This window comes from Nocardioides sp. S5 (assembly GCF_017310035.1).
Taxonomy (GTDB): Bacteria; Actinomycetota; Actinomycetes; order Propionibacteriales; family Nocardioidaceae; genus Nocardioides.
Map to the genome: position 1 here is coordinate 3353440 of NZ_CP022296.1, position 22053 is coordinate 3375492.

A 22053-nucleotide genomic window follows, 5' to 3' on the forward strand; every position below is an offset into this window, starting at 1 on the left:
CCGCACCCCAAGGGGCGTGCACCGACGCCCTCGTGGGCCGACGCCTCCGCGTCGTACAGTGACCGCGTGAGCGAGCCCACCGCAGAGAACCCTGTCGAGAATCCCGCCGACGAGCCGCGGACCGAGTCGCACGACCCGGCGGTGCCTGCCGCCTACGCCGCCTTCATGCGCGAGGGCTGGGGTGACCGGGCGCTGGACATGCCGCGGCACCCCGTCGCCGACCACGCCGCGGCCCGCCGTGCCGCGCTGGCGCAGGCCTTCCCCGACGACCGGCTCGTCCTTCCCGCCGGGACCTACAAGGTCCGTGCCAACGACACCGACTACCGGTTCCGCCCGGACACCGCGCACACCTACTTCACCGGCAACCAGACCTCCGACGCCGTGCTGGTGGTCGAGGACGGCGAGTCGGTGCTCTACGCCCGGCCGCGCTCCGAGCGCGACACCGACGAGTTCTTCCGCGACCGGCAGTACGGCGAGCTGTGGGCCGGGCGCCGTCCCTCGGCGCAGGAGATCTCCGACTCGCTCGGCATCGAGGTGCGCCACATGAAGGACCTGCCGTCCTTCGATGACGACCGCAAGACCCGCGACGTCACCACCGACGAGGACCTCGCCCGGGTGGCGGACGAGCTGCGCCTGGTCAAGGACGAGTGGGAGATCGGCGAGCTCCAGGAAGCCTGCGACATCACCACGCTCGGCTTCGAGGACTCGGTGCGCGAGTGGGACCGGGTGCTGGAGTTCGGCGAGCGCTGGATCGAGGGCACGTTCTTCCGCCGCGCCCGCGCGATGGGCAACGACATCGGCTACGACTCGATCTGCGCGGGCGGCTCGCACGCCACGACGCTGCACTGGATCGACAACACCGGCTCCATCGAGCCCGGCAAGCTCGTGCTGCTCGACATGGGCGTCGAGGGCAGCAACCTCTACACCGCCGACGTGACCCGCACGCTCCCCGTCGACGGCACCTTCACGCCGCTGCAGCGCGACCTCTACGACCTGGTCTTCACCGCCCAGCAGAAGGGCATCGAGGCCGTGCGCCCGGGCGTCCCGTTCCTCGCCGCGCACCACGCGGCGATGGAGGTGCTGGCGCACGGGCTCGAGGACCTCGGCCTGCTCCCGGTGTCGGCCCAGGAGGCGCTCGACCCGGAGTCGAAGGTCTACGCCCGCTGGACGCTGCACGGCACCTCCCACATGCTCGGCATGGACGTGCACGACTGCGGCCGCGCCTCGGCCGACATCTACCCCAAGGGCGACCTCGCCGAGGGCATGGTGCTCACCGTCGAGCCGGGGCTCTACTTCCAGGAGGACGACCTGCTCGTGCCTTCGGAGCTGCGCGGCATCGGCATCCGGATCGAGGACGACATCCTCGTCACCGCCGACGGCCACACCAACCTCTCTGCCTCCCTGCCCCGCTCGTCGGCGGACGTCGAGGAGTGGATGGGCAGGCACAGGTCCGCTGGTTGAGGAGGTCGCTCAGCGACCGTCTCGAAACCATGGACTGCCACCACTACGACGCCTTCCGCTGCCGCTCGTGCACCCTGCTCGAGGTCCCTCGGGCGCGTCAGCTCTCCGACAAGGAGGAGCACGCGCGCTCGCTGGTCGACTCCCCCGTGTGGCTGCCGACGGTCGCCGGCGCGGAGGCCGGCTTCCGCAACAAGGCCAAGATGGCCGTCGGGGGCACCGCCGAGGCCCCGACCCTCGGCATCCTCGACCGCGACCTCGCGGGGGTGGACCTGCGTGACTGCGGCCTGCACTCCCCCGGCCTGACGGCGGCCCTGGGCCGGGTCGCTGCGTGGATCAGTGACGCCGGGCTGACGCCGTACGACGTGGCGACGCGCAGCGGTGAGCTGAAGCACGTCCTGCTCACCGAGTCCCCCGACGGGGAGCTGATGCTCCGGTTGGTGATGCGCTCGACGGCGCTCGAGGCGCGGGTCCGCTCGCGGCTGACCGCCCTGCTCGGGGCCGTGCCGGGCCTGCGGGTGGTGACGATCAACGTCCAGCCCGAGCACAAGGCGGTGCTCGAGGGCGAGCGGGAGGTCGTGCTCACCGAATCCTCCGCATTGCCGATGCGGCTGGCGACCGGGGTGACGCTGCGGCTCGGCCCGCGGTCGTTCTTCCAGACCAACACCCCCGTCGCGGAGGCGTTGTACGCCCAGGCGCGGGCGTGGGTGGACGCGCTGCCGGACGTCCAGCGCGTGTGGGACCTCTACTGCGGGGTCGGCGGCTTCGCGCTCCACCTCGCCCGTCCCGACCGCGAGGTGGTCGGGGTCGAGGTCTCGGCCGACGCGATCGCCGCTGCAGGCGCCACGGCGGCCGAGCTGGGGGTGACGGCCGCGTTCGTGGCCGCCGACGCGACGGCGTACGCCCTGGGCTCCGCCGAGACGCCCGACCTGGTCGTGGTCAACCCGCCCCGGCGCGGGATCGGCCCCGAGCTGGCGGCCTGGCTCGAGTCGTCAGCGGTGGGCCATGTCGTCTACTCCTCGTGCAACGCCGAGTCACTGGCGCGCGACCTCGCGCTCATGCCGTCGCTGCTCCCGGTGGAGGCGCGGGTGCTCGACATGTTCCCGCACACGAGCCACTACGAGGTGCTCGTGCTGCTGGGCCGGTGAGCCTCAGAGCCCCCGCCACCCCGTGGCGGAGTCGTGCCCGTGCGCGGCCATCAGGCTGAGACCACCGTCGACGGTGTAGGACGAGCCTGTGACGTACGCCGACCGCGGCGAGGCCAGGAAGCCGATGACCGAGGCGACCTCCGCCACGTGCCCGGGTCGGCCGACCGGGTTGCCCGGCCGGTCCTGGTGGTAGGCCTCGGACTCGTCCTGGCCGGTCATGGGTGTGGAGATCTCGCCGGGAGCGACCGAGTTGACGGTGATGCCGTGCTCGGCCAGCTCGAGGGCGAGCACCTTGGTGAGCATGCCCAGCCCACCCTTGGCGGCGCAGTAGGCCGCGGCACCGTAGCGCGGGAGGTGCTCGTGCACGCTCGTCACGTTGACGATGCGACCGCCGGAGGCCTGCTGCACCATCCGGCGCGCCGCGCGCTGGGCACACAGGAACGGTCCGTCGAGGTCGGTCGCCAGGACGTGGCGCCAGGTGTCGGGATCGAGGTCGAGCACGCGGTCGGAGTGGCCGGTCCCCGCGACGTTGACCAGGACACCGACGCCGCCGAGCTGCTCGGCCAGCCGGTCGACGACCTCGCCGGCATCGGGCGAGGAGGCGTCGAACGGCTCGACGAAGCTGCGCTGTCCGCGCCTCGTGACCTCCTCGGCGGTCTCCCGGATTCCGGCCTCGTCGCTGTGGAAGGTGAGCCCGACGTCGAAGCCCTCGCTCGCCAGGAGGGTGGCGGTCGCCTGTCCGATGCCCGAGTCGCTGCCGGTCACGATCGCGAGCCGGGGATGGTGGTTGCTCATGTCGGTGGCGTACCCGCAGGAGGCCGTGCCATGCATCCGTCCGTGGAGGCGCCGGGCACGGCTCAGGGGAGGTGCAGCCCGTCCCGGGGCCGCAGGCGGTACCACCGGAACCCGTAGCCCTCGAGGCTCACCTCGACCGAACCGTCGGTCACGGCCACCTGCTCGTCGTGGAGCAGGTCGACGAGCTCACGGGTCTCGTCGAACCCGTCCACCGCGAGGTCGACCACCACCGGATCGGCGCCGAGGTTGTGCACGGCGACGAGGGCGACGTCGTCGAGGTCGCAGCGGTGGGCGAGCACGCGGCTCTCGGCCTGCTCGATCACGGAGAAGTCACCCCAGCCGAGCTCGGGGCACATCCGGTAGGTGCCGATGAGGGTCCGCATGAAGCTCCACAGGGAGTCGGGGTCGCGGCGCTGCTCGGCGACGTTGACGTGTGCGGGGCCGTAGCCGTCCGGCACCACGCGCTGCACCAGCCTGCCGGGTGCCGCCTGCGAGAAGCCTCCGTTGCGGCCTGGGGTCCACTGCATCGGCGTACGCACGGCCATCCGGCCCTCCGCGGCCGGGTCCTCACCCATCCCGATCTCTTCGCCGTAGTAGAGCGTCGGGGTTCCGGGGAGCGTGAACAACAGGCTGTAGGCCATCCGGACGCGCCGCGGGTCGCCGCCCATCATGGGCGGCACCCGTCGCTTGAGGCCCCGACCGAAGAGCTGCATCTCGGGATCGGGCCCGAACGCTGCGAAGACCTCCTCCCGCTCGCTGTGGCTCAGCTTGTCGAGGGTGAGCTCGTCGTGGTTGCGCAGGAAGGTCGCCCACTGGCAGTTCGGGTGGATGCCCGGCCTGGCCTCCAGGGCCTTGACGAGCGGCGCGGCGTCCTCGCGGGCCAGCGCCAGGTAGGTGGCCTGCATGCCGATGAAGTCGAACTGCATCTGCAGCTCGTTGCCGGCCTCACCGCCGAAGAACTCCAGCTGCTGGGCGTGCGGGAGGTTCACCTCCCCCAGCATCATCGCGTGGCCGGCGCGCCGGTTGAGGAACGCCCGGATGCGCCGCACCAGGTCGTGCGGGTCGACCACGAGGTCCGGGTCGCCCACGTCGTCGACCGTCTGCTGGAGGAAGGGGATCCCGTCGACCCGGAAGCCGTCGAAGCCGAGCTCGAGCCAGAAGCCCACCACGCGCAGGATCTCCTCGACCACCCGGGGGTTGGCGAGGTTGAGGTCCGGCTGGTGCTTGTAGAAGTGGTGCAGGTACCACTCGCCCGTCCGCTCGTCGAGCTCCCAGATGGAGTCCTCCTGGTCGGGGAACACGACGGACCCGGACGTGTCGGGCGGCTGGGTGTCGCGCCACACGTAGTAGTCACGGAAGGGGTTGTCGGTGCTGCGGCGCGCGGCCTTGAACCACGGGTGGCGGTCGGAGGTGTGGTTGACGACGAGGTCCGCGATGACGTTGATCCCGCGGTCGTGGGCCGTGCGGAGCACCTCGACGAGCTGTCCGTGGTTGCCCAGGCGCTGGTCCACCCCGTAGAGGTCGACGATGTCGTAGCCGTCGTCCCGGTCGGGAGTGGGGTAGAAGGGCATCAGCCACAAGCACGTGATCCCGAGCTCGGCGAGGTAGTCGATGCGCTCGGCCAGGCCGGCCAGGTCGCCGACGCCGTTGCCGTCGAGGTCGTAGAAGGTCTCGACGTCGAGGCAGTAGACCACCGCCGTCTTCCACCACACGTCACTGGTGTCGGTGATCTGCACGGTCAGCTCCCTTCCCCGCGCACCTGCGGCAGCACCCGGTCGGCGAAGGTGTCGATGAAGCGCTCCTGCTCCTGCCCCACGTGGTGGAGGTAGAGGTCGTCGAAGCCGAGGTCCGCGTACTCGGCCAGCCAGGCAGCGTGCTGCGCTGGGTCGGCAGAGATCCGCACTGCGTGCCGGACGGACTCCATGGTGATGTGCTCCCCCACCGCGTCGAACGCAGCCGGCGTCTCGAGGTCCCACGGGACGTCGCCGCCCAGCACGTTCGTACGCCACTGGTCGAACGCGATCGCCTCGGCCTCGGCCTCGGTGGGAGCCCAGGAGAGGTGGACCTGGAGCGCGAGCCGGCCCCGACCGCCGCTGTCCCGGTAGGCCGCGACGAGGCGCCGCAGCGTCTCGTGCGGCTGGTTGATGGTGACCAGGCCGTCCGCCCACGAGGCCACCCGCGCCGCCGACGCCACGCTGACGGCGGGACCGACGAGGAGCGGCGGCTCGTCAGGGACGTCCCACAGCCTCGCCCGATCGACCCGCACGCGGCCGTCGTGGCTCACCTCCTCGCCACCGAGGAGGCGGCGGATGATGTCGACGCACTCCTCGAGCCGGCGGGTGCGGTCCTCCTTGGCCGGCCACCGGTCGCCGGTGACGTGCTCGTTGCTCGCCTCGCCGCTGCCGAGAGCGACCCAGAAGCGGCCCGGGAACATGCCGGCCAGGGTGGCGATCTTCTGGGCGTGCACCGCCGGGTGGTAGCGCTGACCGGGAGCCGAGACGCACCCGATGGCGAGGCCGGTGGTGGCCAGCGCTGCGCCCAGCCACGACCAGGCGTAGCCGGAGTGGCCCTGGCGGGCGCTCCACGGTCCGAGGTGGTCCGAGCACATCGCCATGTCGAAACCTGCCTGCTCGGCATGCTGGACGTCGCTCAGCAGGTCGCTCGGGGAGATCTGCTCGTGGGAGGCGTGGAAGCCGATCCGGGTCATGGACCCACCACACCGCAGCGCGGCCGGAGCCGCAACCACCAGCACGTCGGCGGATCCGCCTGCTCCTCCCGCCGGGTGGCTCCTCGCGTCCCGGCAGTCGCCGGTCGGGGTCAGCCGCGACGGACCTTTGGGCCCTTGGCGAGGGCGTCGCGGACGGTCCCGTCGCGGTGTGCGTCGTCGGCGTAGATGGCCGCGAGCTCGGGCGACGCCACGTCGGCGGCGATGCCGACGGCGCCCACGCCGACCTGCACCCAGCGGGGGGCATCCAGGCAGGAGGTGGGCAGCGAGGTCGTCAGCGTGTCGGCACCCCGGTCCACCTTGGACCTGAGCCCGCCGCACTCCACCGTCGTCCCCCGCCGGTCGATGCTGGAGATCGGCTTCCCGCCGAGGCGCTCGACGAGGACGTCGACCTGGCCCTTCGGAGTGCTGACGCGGAACACCGTGAACTGGAAGGGGTCGCGCTCCAGCGCCCGGAAGCTGACGGTCAGCCGCAGCCGGTTGGCACCGTGCGCGACCGAGGTCCGGACCACGTCGACGCCCCCGTGGCTCGGGGCGGGGACGGCGTCCTCGAGGTCGGTGGACTCGTCGGCGAGGGTGACGACGTCACCCACGCTGTCCTCGGTCACCACCTTCTCCGCGTGCGCGGCCCCGGGCAGCAGGAGGGCCGCGGGGACGAGGAGGGCAGCAAGACGCGCGCCGAGACGAGGGGCCATGGGCGGATCCTAGGGACTGGTGCGCCGCGTGTGAGGCGGACCACGGAACAGGTAGCCGAAAGTATCGGTTGCACCGGACGTGAGCGCGCCTTCCATCCCTTCGCCGACGGTTCCCGCGACCGTCGGCGACCTGCTGACGCAGCGTCGCGTCGTGGACCTCGCGCGGACGGAGAGCGCGCTCTGTCGCCTCCCGCTCGACGCCGACTGACCTGCGCACCTGCGCTTCCCGGCGACCGCGGTCCCCGCGCGCCGTCCTCGAAAGGTTGTCCCTCCCTCATGAGCACTTCTGTCAGCGAGACCGAGAAGCCCACCCGCTTCCGCCTCCCGTCGTTCGGCACGCAGGTCCTGATCGGACTCGTGCTGGGCGTCGTCCTGGGCCTGGTGGCCCGCAGCATGGGCGCCGACGGTGTCGATGCCACGACCGGCGAGGTCGACCCCAACTGGCTCACCGAGACCCTCAGCACCATCGGTGGCACGTTCGTGACGCTGCTGCGCGCGGTCGTCCCACCGCTGGTGTTCCTGGCGATCGTCGCCTCCATCGCGAACCTGCGTGACGTCACGGGCGCTGCCCGCCTGGCCTGGAAGACGCTGGCCTGGTTCGCGATCACCGCGCTGATCGCCGTGGGCATCGGGATCGTCCTCGGCCTGGTCGTCCAGCCCGGCGACCACACCAGCGTGGCCTCCGACGCCGCCGCGGCCCCGTCGTCGACCGGCTCGTGGCTCGACTTCCTCTCCGGCCTCGTCCCGGCCAACGTGCTGGGCCTCGAGGGCTCCGCGGGCGACGACGGCAGCGTGTCGATGTCGTTCAACGTGCTGCAGATCCTCGTCGTCGCCATCGCCATCGGCATCGCGACCCTCAAGGTCGGCGAGGCTGCAGACGCGTTCCTCACCTTCGTCCGCTCGGCGCTCGCGGTCGTGCAGAAGGTGCTGTGGTGGATCATCCTGCTCGCCCCGATCGCGACGGTCGGCCTGCTGGGCAACGCGGTCGCCAGCTATGGCTGGGACGCCCTGGGCTCGCTCGGCACGTTCACCCTCGCGATCTACGCGGGCCTGCTGATCGTCCTGCTCGGCGTCTACCCGTCCCTGCTGCTGCTCAACGGCCTCTCGGTCAAGCAGTTCTTCACCGGCGCGTGGCCCGCGATGACCCTGGCCTTCGTGTCGCGCTCCTCGGTGGGCACGATGCCCGTCACCCAGAGCGTGACCGAGCGCAACCTGGGCGTCCCCCGGGCGTACGCCTCCTTCGCGGTGCCGCTCGGCGCGACCACCAAGATGGACGGGTGCGCCTCGATCTACCCCGCGATCTCGGCGATCTTCGTCGCGCAGTTCTTCGGCATCGACCTCTCGCTCACCGACTACGTCCTGATCGCCTTCGTCTCGGTCATCGGCTCGGCAGCCACCGCCGGCGTCACCGGCGCGACGGTGATGCTGACCCTGACGCTGTCGACGCTGGGCCTGCCGCTCGAGGGCGTCGGCCTCTTGCTCGCCATCGACCCGATCCTCGACATGGGCCGCACCGCGGTCAACGTGACCGGTCAGGCCCTCGTGCCGACGCTGGTCGCCAAGCGGGAGGGCATCCTCGACCAGGAGGCGTACGACGCCCCGCGCGGGCGCGGCGCGTGGCGCGAGGACGCGGACCTCGAGGCGCGTCCGGCCACGGCCTCCGCCGCGGCCTGACCGTCCCCGGCCCGGCCCTCCGCACGAACGGGGGCCGGGCTTGGGATACTTGGCGCCGACGGCCCCCGTGGCGCAACGGATAGCGCACCGGATTTCTACTCCGCTGGTTGCAGGTTCGAATCCTGCCGGGGGCGCCATGTGATGTCGCAGGACATCCGCGAGACACGGCGAGCCTCCCCCGCAGCGAGCGGCCGCCGTCGCAGTATGTGACCAGGCCCCGCCACGTATGAGGTAGCGGGGCCGCACACATTCCTGCCACACCCGCCCGTCCCTTCCCAGGGGTGGTGCCCGCTCATGGACCTGCCCCTCATCGGGTACGACCAGCGTCCTGCACCCACGAGATGGAGCACCACGATGGCGAACGAACTGGGGACGGGACTGTTGACGGTGATCGGCGTCCTGGCCGGCCTCGCCGCCCTGCTGGTCCTGCTGACCGCGCTCGACCCGACGAACGTCCCGCGGGAGAACCTCCCGCGCAAGAAATAGGTGAAGCCCCACCAAGTATGAGTTGGTGGGGCTTCGGTGTCTTCCGGACCGGAGTCCTTCCAACACCTCAGTTCTACGCCTGCGGCACCGGCCGCGCAAGGGGGCGGACGGCTCTTTCGCCGGGCTTCCTCGCGGTGCGCGGCGTGTCGGGTCCGACACGCCGCATCATGCGTCGGCGGCGTACGCCTCGATCTCGGCGCCGATGCGCGCCTTCACCTCGGCAGGGGCGAACGACGCGTCGACGGCCGCACGCGCCAGGTCGGCGACCCCGCGCTCGTCGAGGTCGAGGAGCCCGGCCGCGACCTCGTAGTCGTTGTTGAGCGTGGTGGCGAACATCGGTGGGTCGTCGGAGTTGATCGTCACCATGACCCCCGCCTCGACGAACGTGCGCAGCGGGTGGTCCTCGATCCGGGCGACCGCGCGCGTCGCGACGTTGGACGTCGGGCACACCTCGAGCACGACGCCTGTGTCGGCGAGGTGGGCGAGCAGGCCGGGGTCCTGCGCGGCGGAGCAGCCGTGGCCGATGCGCTCGGCGCCCAGCAACCGCACGGACTCCCAGATCGTCTCCGGCCCGGTGGTCTCCCCCGCGTGCGGCACCGAGCGCAGGCCCGCCGCCCGCGCGGTGGTGAAGTGCGGCTCGAACTGCGCCCGCGGGACCCCGATCTCCGGCCCGCCCAGGCCGAAGCCGACGAGGGCGTCGGTGCGGTGCTCGAGGGCGTACGCCAGCGTCGCGTCGGCGGCCGGGAGGCCCGACTCGCCGGGGATGTCGTAGATCCACTGCAGCACCAGGCCGAAGTCGCGCTCCGCCGCGACGCGCGCGTCCTCGATGGCCTCGGTGTAGGCCTCGATGGCGATGCCGCGGGCCACGGACGTGTACGGCGTGCAGGTGAGCTCGGCGTACCTGAGGTTCTGGCCCTGGGCCATCTCACGTGCGACCTCGTAGGTCAGCAGCCGGACGTCCTCGGGCGTGCGGATGAGGTCGACGACCGCGAGGTAGACCTCGATGAAGTGGGCGAAGTCGCGGAAGGTGAAGAAGTCCCGGAGCTCCTCCAGGTCGGAGGGGACTCCAGCGCCGGGGTGGCGCGCCGCGAGCTCGGAGACGATCCGCGGCGACGCCGACCCGACGTGGTGGACGTGAAGCTCGGCCTTGGGCAGGCCGGCGATGAAGGGTGCGAGGCTCACGCCCCGCAGTGTCTCAGAGACCTCAGCCGACCATCTGCGCGGCGATCTCCTGCAGCGTGTCGCCCTCGACGACCTCGCCGTCGACGAGCACCGTCGGGGTGGAGTTCACGCCCTCGCGCGAGGCGGCGTCGTTGGCGGCGTCGACCCAGCCCTCGAAGGCCATGTCCTCGATGCCGGGACGGACGTCGGCCTCGGTCGCGCCCGCCTCGACGGCGAGGTCGACCAGGTCGTCGGCGTCGGGGAACGGACCCTCCTCGGACGGCTGGTTGTCGAAGAGCAGGTCGTGGAAGGCCTTCGCGACCTCGGGACCGGACTCGTCGAGGACCACGGCGAACGCGTTGGCCGACTCGGGCGAGTAGTCGCTGATCCGCTCCAGGAACCCGAGCGGGCGGTACTCCACGCTGACCTCACCGGCCTCGACCGCGGCGTCGAGCTGGTCGCGCACGGTGAGCTCGAGCTGGCCACAGAAGGGGCAGAGGAAGTCCTCGTAGACCACGATCTCCTTGGGTGCGTCGGCGTCGCCGATGCGCAGGCCGTAGGAGCCGCTCGCGCCAGCGGGCGCGGTGTCGGGCTTGTCCGAGCCCAGGTTGGTGACGAAGAAGAAGCCGCCGACGACCAGCACCAGCACGCCGGCGATCAGGCCGCCACGGGTGAGCTGCTCCTTGCGCTTGGCGGCCTTGCGGCGCTCCTCGGCCTCGGCGCGGGCACGCTCGGTGCGCGCGCGGCGCGCCTCCCGCCTGGCCTGCGTCGCCGCCTTCTCCTCAGCGGTCCTGTGCGAGGTCTTCTTCTGCGCCATGGAGGCTTCCTTCGTCGTCGGGGATGTCGTCGTCGGGGATGTCGTCGTCGGTGTGGTGGGTCGAGGAGGGGAACAGCACGTTCTCCAGGGCCAGGCGCGACGCGGGTCGCACCACGAGCCAGAGGCTCAGGGCGAGGAGCCCGACGTCGCGGGCGATCTCGCCCGGGTACTTGGCGGCCGCGTCGGGGATCTCGCCGCCGCCGCCGAAGCAGCCGCAGTCGATCGACATCCCTCGCGCCCACGCGCTGGCGATGCCGATGATGAAGGCCACGAAGAGCAGCGCGGAGACCACGGAGGTCCCGCGCACCACCACCCCGAGCACCAGGCACAGGCCGATGACCACCTCGAGGACCGGCAGCAGGTGCCCGACCGCCGGGACGATCGCCTCCGGCAGCAGGTCGTAGGCGCGTACGGCACGCACGCTCTCGTCGGGGTGGGGCAGCTTGAGCGCCCCCGCCACGATCCACACGCCGCCCGTCACCAGGCGCGCAACGAGCCCGAACCAGTCCTTCACACCCCTGAGGTTAGGAGGTCAGCCTGAATCGAGGCTGAGAGGGCCGCTCGGGCACCGGTGGGTAGGGTGCCGCTCGTGAACGACAGACTGGTGTGGATCGACTGCGAGATGACCGGCCTCGACCTGGGCGCCGACGCGCTGATCGAGGTCGCGGCCCTGGTCACCGACTTCGAGCTCAACGTGCTCGGCGAGGGCGTCGACGTGATCATCAAGCCCTCGCAGGAGTCGCTGGACCAGATGGTCGAGTTCGTGCACAGCATGCACGAGAAGTCCGGCCTGCTCGAGGAGCTCGCCAGCGGCATGACGCTGGCCGACGCCGAGGAGCAGGTGCTGGCCTACATCAAGGAGCACTGCCCCGACGGCAGCCGCCCGCCGCTCGCCGGCAACACGGTCGCCACCGACCGCGCCTTCCTCGCCCGCGACATGCCCGGGCTGGAGTCGTTCCTGCACTACCGGATCGTCGACGTCTCCTCGATCAAGGAGCTCTCGCGTCGGTGGTACCCCCGCGCCTACTTCTCCGCGCCGACCAAGCGTGGCAACCACCGTGCGCTCGCCGACATCCAGGAGAGCATCGAGGAGCTGCGCTACTACCGCGAGGCCGTCTTCGTGCCGCAGCCCGGGCCCGACAGCGCGCAGGCCAGGGAGATCGCGGCCCGCCACGGTGGCCAGCTGACCGGCCTCGGTCCCGACGCGGGGGCCGATTCCGGCTCCGAGGCCTGATTGCCCTACACTTCTCGTCGTCCTCGCCTCTCGGGCGAGCAGGCATGGTGGGTATAGCTCAGCTGGTAGAGCGCCGCCTTGTGGTGGCGGATGTCGCGGGTTCAAGTCCCGTTACTCACCCCAGTCAGATCGAGCCCCCGACCGCACCGGTCGGGGGCTCGATCCGTCTCGTGCTGCCAAGCACGTCGGCTCAGCCGGGCGCCGCGCTCCCCCGGACCTGCGGCACCTGCAGGGGCAGCCGGTTGCCGCGGATCGGGTGCGCCTCCGCCACCTTTCCCATCGAGTCGACGATGTTGCGCAGGTTGATGATCAGCGCGCCGTAGATCGGCCACTCCGGAGAGCGCTCGGTGGCCCGCAGCTCCTCGGTGAAGGCCTCGAGCCGGCGGCGTACGTCTGTCAGGGCCGCAGGGTCCGCGCCGCCCGCGGCTCGGCCGGCGTCACCGAGCATCGAGATCCACGGGTCGGCGAAGGCCTCCCCCCAGGTCTCGCGGTGGGCCCGCTGGCCGCCGAGGGTGCGCGCCAGGCTGCGCGTCTCGGCGACGGCCTGCTCCATCCGGCGCAGCAGCTCGTGCCATCGCTCGGGGTTCTTCATCTCGCGTGCCTGGCGGCGCGGGTTCATCCGGGCGCTCTCCTGCGCCTGCCGCACCAGGGCCCACGCGTGCTCGAGGTCACCGTCGAGGTCACGGGTGCGGTCGATCCACCCCGTGACGTCCTCCTCCTGGCACCCGTCGCCGAGCCCGCCGGCGATGTCGACCAGCAGCTCTCCGATCTCGTCGTCGATGCGGTCCATCGCGTCGGCGGCGGTACGCCGACGCAGCGGCGGCCACACGATCACGTTGACGAGCAGGCCGACGGCCACGCCGATGGCCGTGTCGAGCAGCCGCGAGATGAGCAGCACGTCGCTCTCGAAGCCCGTGGTGAGGACGACGAGCCCGGTGGTGGCGATGGTCGTGACCTCGGCGCCCAGCCACGGGACGGCTCCCAGCAGCAGGGCGAGCACGAGGAGCAGCGCGACAGCCCCGGTCGAGAGGCCCAGTGTCTCCCCGACCGCGGTGGCCAGCAGCACTGCGACGACCGTCGCAGCGACCTGCTGGGAGCCCTTGGAGAAGGTGCGGTAGACGGTCGCGTGCACCACCAGCAGCGCCGCCCACGGAGCCAGGAACGGCTGGGGCAGCTCGAGCACGCTCGCCGCGATCACCCAGGCGGTGACGGCGGCCAGCACCGTCTTCACCAGGTGGAGCACGTCGTTCCACCAGATCGGGTCACCGATCCGGTCATTGATCTCTTTCGTCAGTCGTTCCCTCATGTCGTGCCTCCCTCTCCCGCCGACCGACACTACGGGTGACGGTGGGGAGTGGCACAACGTCGCAGTCGGGCCGCGATCAGGCGAGGGAGAGGAAGAGCTTCTCCATCTTCTTCACGTCCACGCTGTCGACACCGTCGCCCTCGACCAGGCACTGCTGGAGCCCGCTGGCCACGATCGCGAAGCCGGCGCGGTCGAGCGCCTTCGACACGGCGGCGAGCTGGGTGACGACGTCCTCGCAGTCGCGGCCCTCCTCGAGCAGGCGCAGCACGCCCGCCAGCTGCCCCTGCGCACGCTTGATGCGGTTGATGACCGGCGTCATCTGGGTCGGGTCGAGCTCCATCAGTTCTCCTCGGGCGGGGCGGACAGGGCGGCGAGGGCCGCGCTGAGTCGTTGCTTGGCGTCAGCGGCCACGGAGTCGAGGGCGCCACTGTCGGACAGCCCCATCATCGCGTCCGGGTCGAAGGCCTCGACCAGGGTGGTGGCGTCGTCGAGGGCGCGGACCACCACGTTGCACGGCAGCACGGCGGCGATCGACGGGTCGACCTGGATCGCCTCGTACGCCAAGGGCGGCCGGCAGGCGCCCAGGATCACCTGGGGCGGCAGGTCGACGTCGACCTTGGCCTTCATCGTGGCGGCGAGGTCGATCTCGGTGAGGATGCCGAAGCCCTGCTCGGTGAGGGCCTCGCGGGTGGCGTCGACCACCTCGGCGTACGGGCGGGCGATCGTGGCAGACAGCGTGTAGGTGCCCATCAGGCACTCCTCTCCTCGGCGGTGCTCGATGCGGCGGCGAGTGCCGCGTCCACGTCGAGCTCGCGGACGGCGGTGACCAGCTGCTCCAGACTAGGCGCCGGGAGGGCACCGGGCTGCGAGAAGACCAGCACGCCCTTCTTGAAGGCCATCAGCGTGGGGATCGAGGTGATCCCGGCCGCCGCCGACAGCGACTGCTCCGCCTCGGTGTCGACCTTGCCGAACACGATGTCGGGGTGCGCCTCGCTGACGCGCTCGTAGACGGGGGCGAACTGGCGGCACGGGCCGCACCAGGCCGCCCAGAAGTCGACGAGCACGATCTCGTGCTCGTTGACCGTGGACTCGAAGGTCTCGGCTCCCAGGTCTCGGGTGCTCATGGCTGGCTCCTCCTGCTGATGCGATGGGGAATACCCCCCGGGGTGTTTTGCATTCATCGTACATACCCCCTAGGGTATTTCTCAACAGCCCGGACCCACTCCCAGGAGAGGAATCGCATGTCCCAGCAGACGCCCGAGATCTCGATCGAGGACTACGCCGCCGAGCGCGACCACGGCACCACCGTCGACGTCCGCGAGCGCGCCGAGTACGCCCAGGCCCACGTGCCCGGTGCCGTCCTCGTGCCGATGGGCCAGCTCGCCTCGCGCCTCGGTGAGATCGACCGCTCGTCCCGCGTGCACGTCATCTGCGCGTCCGGCAACCGCTCGAAGGCGATGACCGACCTGCTCGTGGCCCAGGGCTTCGACGCGGTGTCGGTGGCCGGCGGCACGCAGGCCTGGATCGCCTCCGGTCGCGCCGTGGGGGTGGGTCTGTGATGTCCGAGCTCACCGTCATCGCGATCGAGACCCCGACGCTCGGCGACCGCAGCTACCTCGTGCACGACGGCGAGGTGGCGCTGGTGGTCGACCCGCAACGCGACATCGACCGGGTGCTGGCCCTGCTCGACGAGCACGGCGTACGCCTCACCCACGTCGTCGAGACCCACATCCACAACGACTACGTCACCGGTGGCCTCGCGCTCGCGCAGCGCACCGGTGCCCAGTACCTCGTCAATGGCGAGGACGACGTGTCCTTCATCCGCACCCCCGTAGCGGACGGACAGGTCGTCGAGGTGGGTGGACGTATGCGCATCACTGCGCTGGCAACCCCCGGCCACACGTTCACCCACCTCTCTTATGCCTTGACCGATGCCGGCAGTCGCGGCGACGACGGCCTCGACCGGGCCGTCGGCGTCTTCTCCGGAGGCTCGCTGCTCTTCGGCGCGACGGGTCGCCCCGACCTGCTCGGCCCGGAGCACACGCACGACCTGGTGCACCACCAGCACGCCTCCGCGCACCGGCTGGCCGAGCTGCTGCCGGACGAGGCCGAGGTCTACCCGACCCACGGCTTCGGCTCGTTCTGCTCCGCCACCCAGTCCGACGCGAGCTCCTCGACGATCGGGCGCGAGAAGCAGGCCAACCCCGTCCTGACCCAGGACGAGCAGACCTACGTCGACGAGCTCCTGGCCGGCCTCGGCCCGTGGCCGGCCTACTACGCCCACATGGCGCCGGCCAACGCCGCCGGACCGTCCGAGCCCGACCTCAGCCCGCCCGGGCTCGCCGACGCCGCCGAGCTGCGGCGCCGCATCGAGGCCGGCGAGTGGGTCGTCGACCTGCGCAGCCGCACCGCCTTCGCGGCCGGGCACGCACCCGGCACGCTCAACTTCGGCCTGGACGGCGGCTTCGCCACCTACCTCGGCTGGCTGATCTCGTGGGGCACCCCGATCACGCTGCTCGGCGAGAGCGCCGACGACGTGGCCGAGGCTCAGCGCGAGCTGGTCAGGATCGGCATCGACCGTCCCGCTGCGCACGCCACCGGCAAGCCCGAGGACTGGAGCGACCGGCCGCTGAGCTCCTTCGCCACCGCGACCTTCGCCGACCTGGCCCAGGTGCGCCACCACCGCGATGTCGTCGTCCTCGACGTACGCCGTGCCGACGAGCACGACGCGGCCCGCATCGCCGGAGCCGTCAACGTCCCGCTCCACGAGCTCATGGACCGCCTCGACGAGGTGCCCTCGGGCGAGGTCTGGGTGCACTGCGCCGGCGGCTACCGCGCCTCGGTGGCCGCGTCGATGCTCGACGCGGCCGGTCGCAGCCTCGTCGCGATCGACGACTCGTTCGACAACGCCGAGAAGGTCGGCCTCCACCTGGTGGGGCCCGAGGCGTGAGCCTCGCCCTCGCCGTCGCCGCCGGCGCGCTCATCGGGCTCAGCCTGGGCGCGCTCGGCGGTGGCGGCTCCATCCTCGCCGTCCCCGTGCTCGTGGCCCTGGGCCAGGGACCCGCGCAGGCGACCACCGGGTCCCTGGTGGTGGTGGGGGTGACGTCACTGGCCGGCGCGCTGACGGCGTACCGCTCCGGCAACGTGCTGCTGGCGCGCGGCCTGGCCTTCGGGCTGGTCGCGACCGGTGGCGCGATCGCCGGGGCGCGCGCATCGACGCTGGTCGCCGAGCCCGTGCTGCTCGGCGCCTTCGCCGCGCTGATGCTGGGCGTCGGTGTGCTCCTGGCCGTACGCCAGTGGCGTGGTCGGCAGGGCGGCGACGGCCGAGCGAAGCGTCCGAGCGGCTTCGACGACCCGATCATCACCTTCAGCCCGACGTTCGCCTGTCAGTGCCCTCGCGCCCTCAAGGTGCTGGTGACCGCGACCGCCGTCGGCCTGCTCACCGGGTTCCTCGGCGTCGGGGGCGGCTTCCTGGTCGTCCCCGCCCTCCTGGTGGCGCTCAGCCTGCCCATCGACTTCGCCGCCGGCACCTCGCTCGTGGTCATCACGATCACCAGCACCGTCGCCCTTGCGGCGCGTGCCGGAGCGGGCGCCACCCCCGACTGGACGCTCGTGGCGGCCCTCACCGTCGCGGCTGCCCTGGCCGCCGTCGCCGGCGCGCGCCTCGCGGCCCGCATCGACACCCGCCGGCTCTCGGCAGCCTTCACCGCCCTCGTGCTGGTCGTCGCCGCGTGGACCGCGGCCACCGCACTCCCCGCACTCGTCTGACCCGATCCACCCACCCCCACACGAACAGGACCTCCTTCGATGACGTCGACGGCCACCCGCCGCCACGCTGCCCACCGCTCCCCGGACCGGCTCCCCGACCCGGACGACCTCGGCTACCGTCCCGGCCCCCTGGGCCGCCTCGGCGTCTGGGTCACCCACCACCGCCGCCTCACCGCAGCGATCTGGGTGCTCCTGGTCGTCGGCCTCGGCGTCTTCGCCCCCAAGGTGGAGGCCAACCTCTCCGGCGCCGGCTGGCAGGCCGACGGCTCGGAGTCGGTCGCGGTGCGCGAGCTGGCCACCGAGAGCTTCGGCGGCAACGCCAGCTCGGCGATCCAGGTCGTCGTGCACAGCACCGACGGTCCCGTCACCGAGGGTCGCGGGGGCGACGTCCTCGACGAGGTCACCGCGCTCCTCGAGTCCGAGCCCCGCATCGCCGAGGTGATCGCCCCCCAACCGGGTGCGTCCCTCAGCCAGGACGGCAGCACCGCCGTCGTCCTCGCCGGCGCCGGGGCCGACCCGAACGAGATGGTACGGGTCGCCGACGACATCAAGGGCGAGCTCGAGGCCCTGTCCGGCGACGGCGTCGAGGTCAACCCGACCGGCGCCTCCCTGCTGTGGTCGGACTTCAACGAGGCCAACCTCGAGGCGATGCTGAAGTCGGAGATGCTTTCGTGGCCGGTGACCCTGGCCATCCTCGTCCTGGCCTTCGGCGCGCTCGTCGCCGCCGGCCTCCCGCTGATCCTCACCCTCGCCGGCCTCGTGGCGTCGGCCGGCTCGCTCGTGCTCATCAACGAGCTCGTCCCGGTCTCCATCTGGGCGATGAACTTCGCGATGATGTTCGCCCTCGCGCTCGGCATCGACTACGCGCTCTTCCTCGTGGTCCGCTTCCGCGCCGCCCGCATGGGCCACCACGAGACCGCCCGCCAGGCGATCGCCGAGACCATGGACACCGCCGGCAAGGCGGTCCTGCTCTCCGGCATCACCGTGCTCGTCTCGCTCTCGGCCGTGATGCTCGTGCCCTCACCGTCGTTCCGCTCGATGGCCGGCGGCATCATGCTCGCGGTGACGTTCGTGCTGGCGGCGACACTGACGCTGCTGCCACTCGTGCTCTTCTCGCTCGACCACCGCATCAACAAGCTGGCCCTGAAGTGGGTGCACACGGGCGAGCACCGCTCGCCGAAGTTCGCCGCCTGGGGTGAGCGGCTGTGGAAGCGGCCGGTCGCCTTCGGCCTGGCCGCCCTCGTCGTGCTGCTGGCCCTCGCAGCACCCGTCATGGGCCTGCGCACGGCGATGCCGTCCATCCAGGTCCTGCCCGAGGAGGCCAGCGCCCGCGTCGGCTACGACCGGGTCCAGGAGGCCTTCGGCGAAGGTGCCCCGGGCACGCTGCAGGTCGTCGCCGACAAGGCCGACGCCGAGACGACGTACGACGCCCTGGTGGCCGATGCCGGCATCGCCGGTGCCATGCCCGCCCAGCCCGCGACCGACGACAGCGGGACCGTGCTGTTCCAGGCGGTGCCGACGGTGGATCCGTCCGACCCCGCGCTCGGCGAGACCGTCGACCGGCTGCGCGCGGAGCTCCCCGCGAGCGCACTCGTCGGGGGCGCCGCGGTGGAGAACCTCGACCTCAAGACCCAGCTCGACGAGTCGACCCCGCTGGTCATCGGCGTGGTGCTGGCGCTCGGCTTCCTGCTGCTGCTCGTCGCGCTCCAGGCGCCGCTGATCTCGTTGCTCGGCACGCTCGCGAGCCTGCTCTCGACCGCCGCCGCCTTCGGCGTGGCCCGCCTGGTCTTCCAGGACGGGATCGGGGCCGACCTGCTCGGCTTCGAGTCGCAGGGCTTCCTCGACGCGTGGGCCCCGGTGTTCTTCTTCGCGATGATCTTCGCGATCGCCATGGACTACACCGTCTTCCTCCTCGCCTCGGCAAAGGAGCACTACGAGCGCTCGGACGACCCGCATGAGGCGATGGTCGGCTCCCTGGCCCACTCCGGACGCGTCATCTTCGCCGCGGGCGCGGTCATGGTCGCGGTGTTCTTCACCTTCGCCCTGTCCGGGCCGCTTCCGCCCAAGGAGATGGGCATCGTTCTCGGCGTCGCCGTCCTGCTCGACGCCTTCCTCGTGCGGCTGGTGCTGCTGCCGGTCATGCTCCGGCTCACCGGCCGCGCGGCATGGTGGAGCCCGCGCTGGCTGACCCGAGTGCTGCCCACCATCACGTTCTCCCACGGCTGATCCCGGCCGACCCCACACCCCGAGCAATCCCACACAGAAGGAGATCCACATGTGCCGAGCAGTGCGATGCAAGACCTGCGGCAAGACCACCTGGGCCGGTTGCGGCCAGCACGTCGGTCAGGTGCGGGCCGGCGTCCCCGCCAAGGACTGGTGCAACGGCCAGCACACCGCTGCGGAGAAGCAGGCCGGCGGCTCCGGCGGCGGCTTCCTCTCCCGGCTCTTCGGCAAGGGCTGACTCCCCTGCCCCGCCTTCGGGATCCCCGGCTGACCGGCTCTCCCGCACGTTGTCAGGCCCTGCAGAGCCTGACAACCTCGGGGATCCCCGGCCGACCGGGGATCCCGAGGCGGCCGGGTCGCCCGAGGCGCTCAGGGGTGGTAGACCGCCCGGTGCGGTCGCGGGTTCGCGAGCAGCACGGGGCACGCGGCCTCGCGCAGCACGGCACGGGCGACCGGACCGATGTGCGAGCCGACGGGCACGAGCGGGTCGTGGCGCCCGATGACCAGCAGGTCGGCGCCCTCCGACGCACCCAGGATCGCCTCGATGACGCGCCCGGGGTGCACCTCGACGTCGGCCTCCATCGCCACCGACTCGTCGCCCAGCCGGTCGAGCGCCGCGCGCACCTCGGCGCGCGAGCGGTCCGACCAGCGCCGGCGCTCGTCGTTGTACGACGTCGCCTCGGCGTCGTACGCCGGCCACGACCAGGCGTGCACGACCTTCAGCGACGCCCCGCGGGCGTGCGCCTCGGCGACGGCGGTGCGCAGCACCTCGTCGGAGCGCTCCGGCACGTCGACGCCGGCGACGACGACCTTCGGGCCGTCCGTCGGCGTCCAGCCGCTCGGCACGGCCACGACCGGCACCGGCAGACGGGCGGCGACACCCCCGGCGACCGTGCGGTTCACGACGCGTGAGAGCCGCGACAGGTGGCGGTGCTCGAGCACGACCATGCGCGCGGAGCGGCCCGCCTCGACCAGCACGTGCACGGGCGCGCCTCGGTGCAGCTCGTGCGTCACCGGCACCGCGCCGTCGACCAGGTCCTCGGCACGCTTGACAGCGAGGTCGAGGACCTCGCGCCCCCACTTCTCGACGTCGACGTGGACGTCGGTGACCAGGACGCTCTCGGGTCCCGGGGGCGGGACCTGCACGGCATGCACCAGGTGCAGGCCGCACCGCGCGCGGATCGCCTCCTCGGCGGCGAACGCGAGCGCCGAGTCCACCTCCTCGGGGCCGACCCCGACCACGATGGCGGAACGGTCGGTGGCGACGTGGGCGGTGGCTGTGCTCTGCTCGGTCATGGCGTCCTCCTGGTGGCGCGGCGCGGTGGGCCCGCACCTCCACTCTTCGCCGCCGGGAGCCGACCACGAAGGGCCGTTGGGCCCGAGGGGCTGCGGCAAAGGGCCCTGCTGTCCACCAGCCGTTCCCGCGATGCTGGGAGTGAACCTGAGGAGGTCGACATGCGCGCGTTGCAGCTCCAGGACTGGAGGAGCGAGCCGGTGCTCACGGAGGTGCCGGTGCCGGTGCCCGGTCCCGGCGAGGTGCTGGTGCAGGTGGGGGCCGCGGGCGCGTGCCACTCCGACCTGCACCTGATGCACGAGTTCGAGCCGGGGACCCTCCCGTGGAACCCGCCCTTCACGCTCGGGCACGAGAACGCCGGCTGGGTGCACACCCTCGGCGAGGGCGTGACCGGGCTCGAGGTCGGGCAGGCCGTCGCGGTCGTCGGCGCCTGGGGCTGCGGCACCTGCGCGCACTGCCTCGCGGGCCTGGAGACCTACTGCGAGCGCCCCGACCTGGCGCCGGTGGCCGGCGGTGGGGGCGGGCTCGGCATGGACGGCGGCATGGCCGACTACCTGCTCGTCCCGGCGGCGCGCCACCTCGTCCCGCTGCCCGACGGCCTCGAGGTCGTCGACGCCGCGCCGCTGACCGACGCCGCGCTCACGCCCTACCACGCCGTACGCCGCTCGCTGGGCAAGCTCGGCCCCGGCACCACGGCGGTCGTGATCGGCGCGGGTGGGCTCGGCCACCTCGGCGTGCAGGTGCTCAAGGCGATCACCGCGACGCGCGTCATCGCCGTCGACGGTCGGGAGAGCGCCCGTGCCCAGGCCTCCGCCCTCGGCGCCGACCTGGTGCTCGAACCGGGCGCGGACACGGCCGAGCGCATCCGCGAGGCGACCGGCGGGCGGGGCGCGGACGTGGTGCTCGACTTCGTCGGCTCCGACGAGACCCTGGCCACCGCTGCGGCCGCGATGCGGCAGCTCGGCGACCTCACGATCGTCGGGATCGCGGGCGGGACCCTGCCGGTGTCGTTCTTCGGCCTCCCCTACGAGGCCAGCGTCCAGACGACCTACTGGGGCAACCGCGGCGAGCTGGTCGAGGTGCTCGACCTCGCCGCGCGCGGCCTGCTGCACGCCGCCACGACGATCTACCCGCTCGAGGACGCCGTGGCGGCGTACGACGACCTGGCCCACGGCCGGGTGACCGGGCGGGCGGTCATCGTGCCGAACGACACGTTCACGCGCTGAGCGAGGCGTGCCGTCGTCGGTCCGCGGCGGCGTCAGGGTCTAC

The 22053-nt window shown here is 72.0% G+C and carries 23 protein-coding genes and 2 tRNA genes; 13 read left to right on the forward strand and 12 right to left on the reverse strand.

The window, feature by feature from the left end; all coding sequences use genetic code 11:
* Positions 1 to 66 precede the first annotated feature (66 nt).
* Complete coding sequence (locus tag CFI00_RS16570; RefSeq protein ID WP_242532447.1) at positions 67 to 1461, forward strand: aminopeptidase P family protein; 1395 nt, start codon at positions 67 to 69, stop codon at positions 1459 to 1461.
* 29 nt (positions 1462 to 1490) lie between these two features.
* A complete protein-coding gene (gene rlmC, locus CFI00_RS16575) occupies positions 1491 to 2606 on the forward strand; it encodes a 23S rRNA (uracil(747)-C(5))-methyltransferase RlmC (RefSeq protein WP_207082166.1) in 1116 nt (371 codons plus the stop codon).
* Between the two features lie 3 nt (positions 2607 to 2609).
* Here rlmC and CFI00_RS16580 read toward each other — a convergent pair whose 3' ends face one another.
* The 4 genes from CFI00_RS16580 to CFI00_RS16595 form a co-directional block, all read right to left on the reverse strand.
* Complete coding sequence (locus CFI00_RS16580) at positions 2610 to 3401, reverse strand: SDR family oxidoreductase (protein ID WP_207082167.1); 792 nt, start codon at positions 3399 to 3401, stop codon at positions 2610 to 2612.
* A 62-nt stretch (positions 3402 to 3463) separates the two neighbouring features.
* On the reverse strand, positions 3464 to 5137 hold the full coding sequence (locus CFI00_RS16585; protein WP_207082168.1) for an alpha-amylase family protein: 1674 nt from the start codon (positions 5135 to 5137) through the stop codon (positions 3464 to 3466).
* Positions 5138 to 5139: 2 nt separating this feature from the next.
* Positions 5140 to 6108 carry a TIGR03885 family FMN-dependent LLM class oxidoreductase gene (locus tag CFI00_RS16590; RefSeq protein WP_207082169.1) on the reverse strand — a complete coding sequence of 323 codons (969 nt, stop codon included), beginning with the start codon at positions 6106 to 6108 and terminating at the stop codon, positions 5140 to 5142.
* 110 nt (positions 6109 to 6218) lie between these two features.
* Positions 6219 to 6821 carry a hypothetical protein gene (locus tag CFI00_RS16595; RefSeq protein WP_207082170.1) on the reverse strand — a complete coding sequence of 201 codons (603 nt, stop codon included), beginning with the start codon at positions 6819 to 6821 and terminating at the stop codon, positions 6219 to 6221.
* Between the two features lie 276 nt (positions 6822 to 7097).
* Here CFI00_RS16595 and CFI00_RS16600 point away from each other — a divergent pair, with 276 nt between their 5' ends.
* The 3 genes from CFI00_RS16600 (at position 7098) to CFI00_RS23885 (ending at position 8981) form a co-directional block, all read left to right on the forward strand.
* The gene (locus tag CFI00_RS16600; protein ID WP_207082171.1) at positions 7098 to 8495 is read left to right on the forward strand and encodes a dicarboxylate/amino acid:cation symporter; all 1398 of its coding nucleotides are present in this window, start codon (positions 7098 to 7100) and stop codon (positions 8493 to 8495) included.
* Between the two features lie 61 nt (positions 8496 to 8556).
* Positions 8557 to 8632 (forward strand) — tRNA-Arg (locus CFI00_RS16605).
* Between the two features lie 217 nt (positions 8633 to 8849).
* Positions 8850 to 8981, forward strand: a complete 132-nt coding sequence (locus CFI00_RS23885) for a hypothetical protein (RefSeq protein WP_277988314.1) — start codon at positions 8850 to 8852, stop codon at positions 8979 to 8981.
* Positions 8982 to 9146: 165 nt separating this feature from the next.
* On the opposite strand, the gene CFI00_RS16610 is transcribed toward CFI00_RS23885, so the two are convergent.
* Genes CFI00_RS16610 through CFI00_RS16620 form a run of 3 tightly spaced genes read right to left on the reverse strand, consistent with a single transcriptional unit; the run spans position 9147 to position 11473 of the window.
* Positions 9147 to 10163 (reverse strand): adenosine deaminase, encoded by a 1017-nt coding sequence (locus tag CFI00_RS16610; protein ID WP_207082172.1) that lies wholly within the window; start codon positions 10161 to 10163, stop codon positions 9147 to 9149.
* A gap of 22 nt (positions 10164 to 10185) precedes the next feature.
* Complete coding sequence (locus CFI00_RS16615; protein ID WP_207082173.1) at positions 10186 to 10959, reverse strand: thioredoxin domain-containing protein; 774 nt, start codon at positions 10957 to 10959, stop codon at positions 10186 to 10188.
* Positions 10925 to 11473 carry a MauE/DoxX family redox-associated membrane protein gene (locus CFI00_RS16620; protein WP_207082174.1) on the reverse strand — a complete coding sequence of 183 codons (549 nt, stop codon included), beginning with the start codon at positions 11471 to 11473 and terminating at the stop codon, positions 10925 to 10927. The genes CFI00_RS16615 and CFI00_RS16620 overlap by 35 nt, the downstream gene beginning before the upstream one ends.
* Before the next feature lie 75 nt (positions 11474 to 11548).
* Here CFI00_RS16620 and orn point away from each other — a divergent pair, with 75 nt between their 5' ends.
* A complete protein-coding gene (gene orn / locus CFI00_RS16625) occupies positions 11549 to 12193 on the forward strand; it encodes an oligoribonuclease (protein ID WP_207082175.1) in 645 nt (214 codons plus the stop codon).
* Between the two features lie 47 nt (positions 12194 to 12240).
* Positions 12241 to 12316, forward strand: a tRNA-His gene (locus CFI00_RS16630).
* Positions 12317 to 12383: 67 nt separating this feature from the next.
* Here CFI00_RS16630 and CFI00_RS16635 read toward each other — a convergent pair.
* The 4 genes from CFI00_RS16635 to trxA form a co-directional block, all read right to left on the reverse strand.
* Positions 12384 to 13499 (reverse strand): aromatic acid exporter family protein, encoded by a 1116-nt coding sequence (locus CFI00_RS16635; RefSeq protein ID WP_207082176.1) that lies wholly within the window; start codon positions 13497 to 13499, stop codon positions 12384 to 12386.
* Positions 13500 to 13575: 76 nt separating this feature from the next.
* Positions 13576 to 13839, reverse strand: coding sequence for a metal-sensitive transcriptional regulator (locus CFI00_RS16640; RefSeq protein WP_207082177.1), 264 nt, complete (start codon positions 13837 to 13839; stop codon positions 13576 to 13578).
* Positions 13839 to 14249 (reverse strand): DUF302 domain-containing protein, encoded by a 411-nt coding sequence (locus CFI00_RS16645; protein ID WP_207082178.1) that lies wholly within the window; start codon positions 14247 to 14249, stop codon positions 13839 to 13841. Before CFI00_RS16645 ends, CFI00_RS16640 begins: the two co-directional genes overlap by 1 nt.
* On the reverse strand, positions 14249 to 14623 hold the full coding sequence (gene trxA, locus CFI00_RS16650) for a thioredoxin (RefSeq protein WP_207082179.1): 375 nt from the start codon (positions 14621 to 14623) through the stop codon (positions 14249 to 14251). The genes CFI00_RS16645 and trxA overlap by 1 nt, the downstream gene beginning before the upstream one ends.
* Positions 14624 to 14740: 117 nt before the next feature.
* Between trxA and CFI00_RS16655 the strand changes: the two genes are divergently transcribed.
* The 5 genes from CFI00_RS16655 to CFI00_RS16675 are packed head-to-tail and all read left to right on the forward strand — an operon-like array spanning position 14741 to position 19728.
* Positions 14741 to 15058 carry a rhodanese-like domain-containing protein gene (locus CFI00_RS16655; RefSeq protein WP_207082180.1) on the forward strand — a complete coding sequence of 106 codons (318 nt, stop codon included), beginning with the start codon at positions 14741 to 14743 and terminating at the stop codon, positions 15056 to 15058.
* The gene (locus CFI00_RS16660; RefSeq protein ID WP_207082181.1) at positions 15058 to 16449 is read left to right on the forward strand and encodes an MBL fold metallo-hydrolase; all 1392 of its coding nucleotides are present in this window, start codon (positions 15058 to 15060) and stop codon (positions 16447 to 16449) included. The genes CFI00_RS16655 and CFI00_RS16660 overlap by 1 nt, the downstream gene beginning before the upstream one ends.
* Positions 16446 to 17267 carry a sulfite exporter TauE/SafE family protein gene (locus CFI00_RS16665; RefSeq protein WP_207082182.1) on the forward strand — a complete coding sequence of 274 codons (822 nt, stop codon included), beginning with the start codon at positions 16446 to 16448 and terminating at the stop codon, positions 17265 to 17267. The genes CFI00_RS16660 and CFI00_RS16665 overlap by 4 nt, the downstream gene beginning before the upstream one ends.
* Before the next feature lie 39 nt (positions 17268 to 17306).
* Positions 17307 to 19493, forward strand: coding sequence for an MMPL family transporter (locus tag CFI00_RS16670; protein ID WP_207082183.1), 2187 nt, complete (start codon positions 17307 to 17309; stop codon positions 19491 to 19493).
* A gap of 49 nt (positions 19494 to 19542) precedes the next feature.
* Complete coding sequence (locus tag CFI00_RS16675; protein WP_207082184.1) at positions 19543 to 19728, forward strand: hypothetical protein; 186 nt, start codon at positions 19543 to 19545, stop codon at positions 19726 to 19728.
* Between the two features lie 131 nt (positions 19729 to 19859).
* Here CFI00_RS16675 and CFI00_RS16680 read toward each other — a convergent pair whose 3' ends face one another.
* Positions 19860 to 20786 (reverse strand): universal stress protein, encoded by a 927-nt coding sequence (locus CFI00_RS16680; RefSeq protein ID WP_207082185.1) that lies wholly within the window; start codon positions 20784 to 20786, stop codon positions 19860 to 19862.
* Between the two features lie 159 nt (positions 20787 to 20945).
* On the opposite strand from CFI00_RS16680, the gene CFI00_RS16685 reads away from it, so the two are divergent.
* Positions 20946 to 22010 (forward strand): NAD(P)-dependent alcohol dehydrogenase, encoded by a 1065-nt coding sequence (locus CFI00_RS16685; RefSeq protein WP_207082186.1) that lies wholly within the window; start codon positions 20946 to 20948, stop codon positions 22008 to 22010.
* The last annotated feature ends 43 nt before the right edge of the window (positions 22011 to 22053 follow it).

Bases quoted from the DNA above. Each gene is read 5' to 3' on its own strand.
- CFI00_RS16580 (WP_207082167.1), bottom strand. From the start codon at position 3,401: ATGAGCAACCACCATCCCCGGCTCGCGATCGTGACCGGCAGCGACTCG.
- CFI00_RS16655 (WP_207082180.1), top strand. From the start codon at position 14,741: ATGTCCCAGCAGACGCCCGAGATCTCGATCGAGGACTACGCCGCCGAG.
- CFI00_RS16645 (WP_207082178.1), bottom strand. From the start codon at position 14,249: ATGGGCACCTACACGCTGTCTGCCACGATCGCCCGCCCGTACGCCGAG.
- CFI00_RS16615 (WP_207082173.1), bottom strand. From the start codon at position 10,959: ATGGCGCAGAAGAAGACCTCGCACAGGACCGCTGAGGAGAAGGCGGCG.
- trxA (WP_207082179.1), bottom strand. From the start codon at position 14,623: ATGAGCACCCGAGACCTGGGAGCCGAGACCTTCGAGTCCACGGTCAAC.
- CFI00_RS16590 (WP_207082169.1), bottom strand. From the start codon at position 6,108: ATGACCCGGATCGGCTTCCACGCCTCCCACGAGCAGATCTCCCCGAGC.
- CFI00_RS16595 (WP_207082170.1), bottom strand. From the start codon at position 6,821: ATGGCCCCTCGTCTCGGCGCGCGTCTTGCTGCCCTCCTCGTCCCCGCG.
- CFI00_RS16685 (WP_207082186.1), top strand. From the start codon at position 20,946: ATGCGCGCGTTGCAGCTCCAGGACTGGAGGAGCGAGCCGGTGCTCACG.
- CFI00_RS16635 (WP_207082176.1), bottom strand. From the start codon at position 13,499: ATGAGGGAACGACTGACGAAAGAGATCAATGACCGGATCGGTGACCCG.
- CFI00_RS16660 (WP_207082181.1), top strand. From the start codon at position 15,058: ATGTCCGAGCTCACCGTCATCGCGATCGAGACCCCGACGCTCGGCGAC.
- rlmC (WP_207082166.1), top strand. From the start codon at position 1,491: ATGGACTGCCACCACTACGACGCCTTCCGCTGCCGCTCGTGCACCCTG.
- CFI00_RS16600 (WP_207082171.1), top strand. From the start codon at position 7,098: ATGAGCACTTCTGTCAGCGAGACCGAGAAGCCCACCCGCTTCCGCCTC.
- CFI00_RS16675 (WP_207082184.1), top strand. From the start codon at position 19,543: ATGTGCCGAGCAGTGCGATGCAAGACCTGCGGCAAGACCACCTGGGCC.
- CFI00_RS23885 (WP_277988314.1), top strand. From the start codon at position 8,850: ATGGCGAACGAACTGGGGACGGGACTGTTGACGGTGATCGGCGTCCTG.
- CFI00_RS16670 (WP_207082183.1), top strand. From the start codon at position 17,307: ATGACGTCGACGGCCACCCGCCGCCACGCTGCCCACCGCTCCCCGGAC.
- CFI00_RS16680 (WP_207082185.1), bottom strand. From the start codon at position 20,786: ATGACCGAGCAGAGCACAGCCACCGCCCACGTCGCCACCGACCGTTCC.
- CFI00_RS16640 (WP_207082177.1), bottom strand. From the start codon at position 13,839: ATGGAGCTCGACCCGACCCAGATGACGCCGGTCATCAACCGCATCAAG.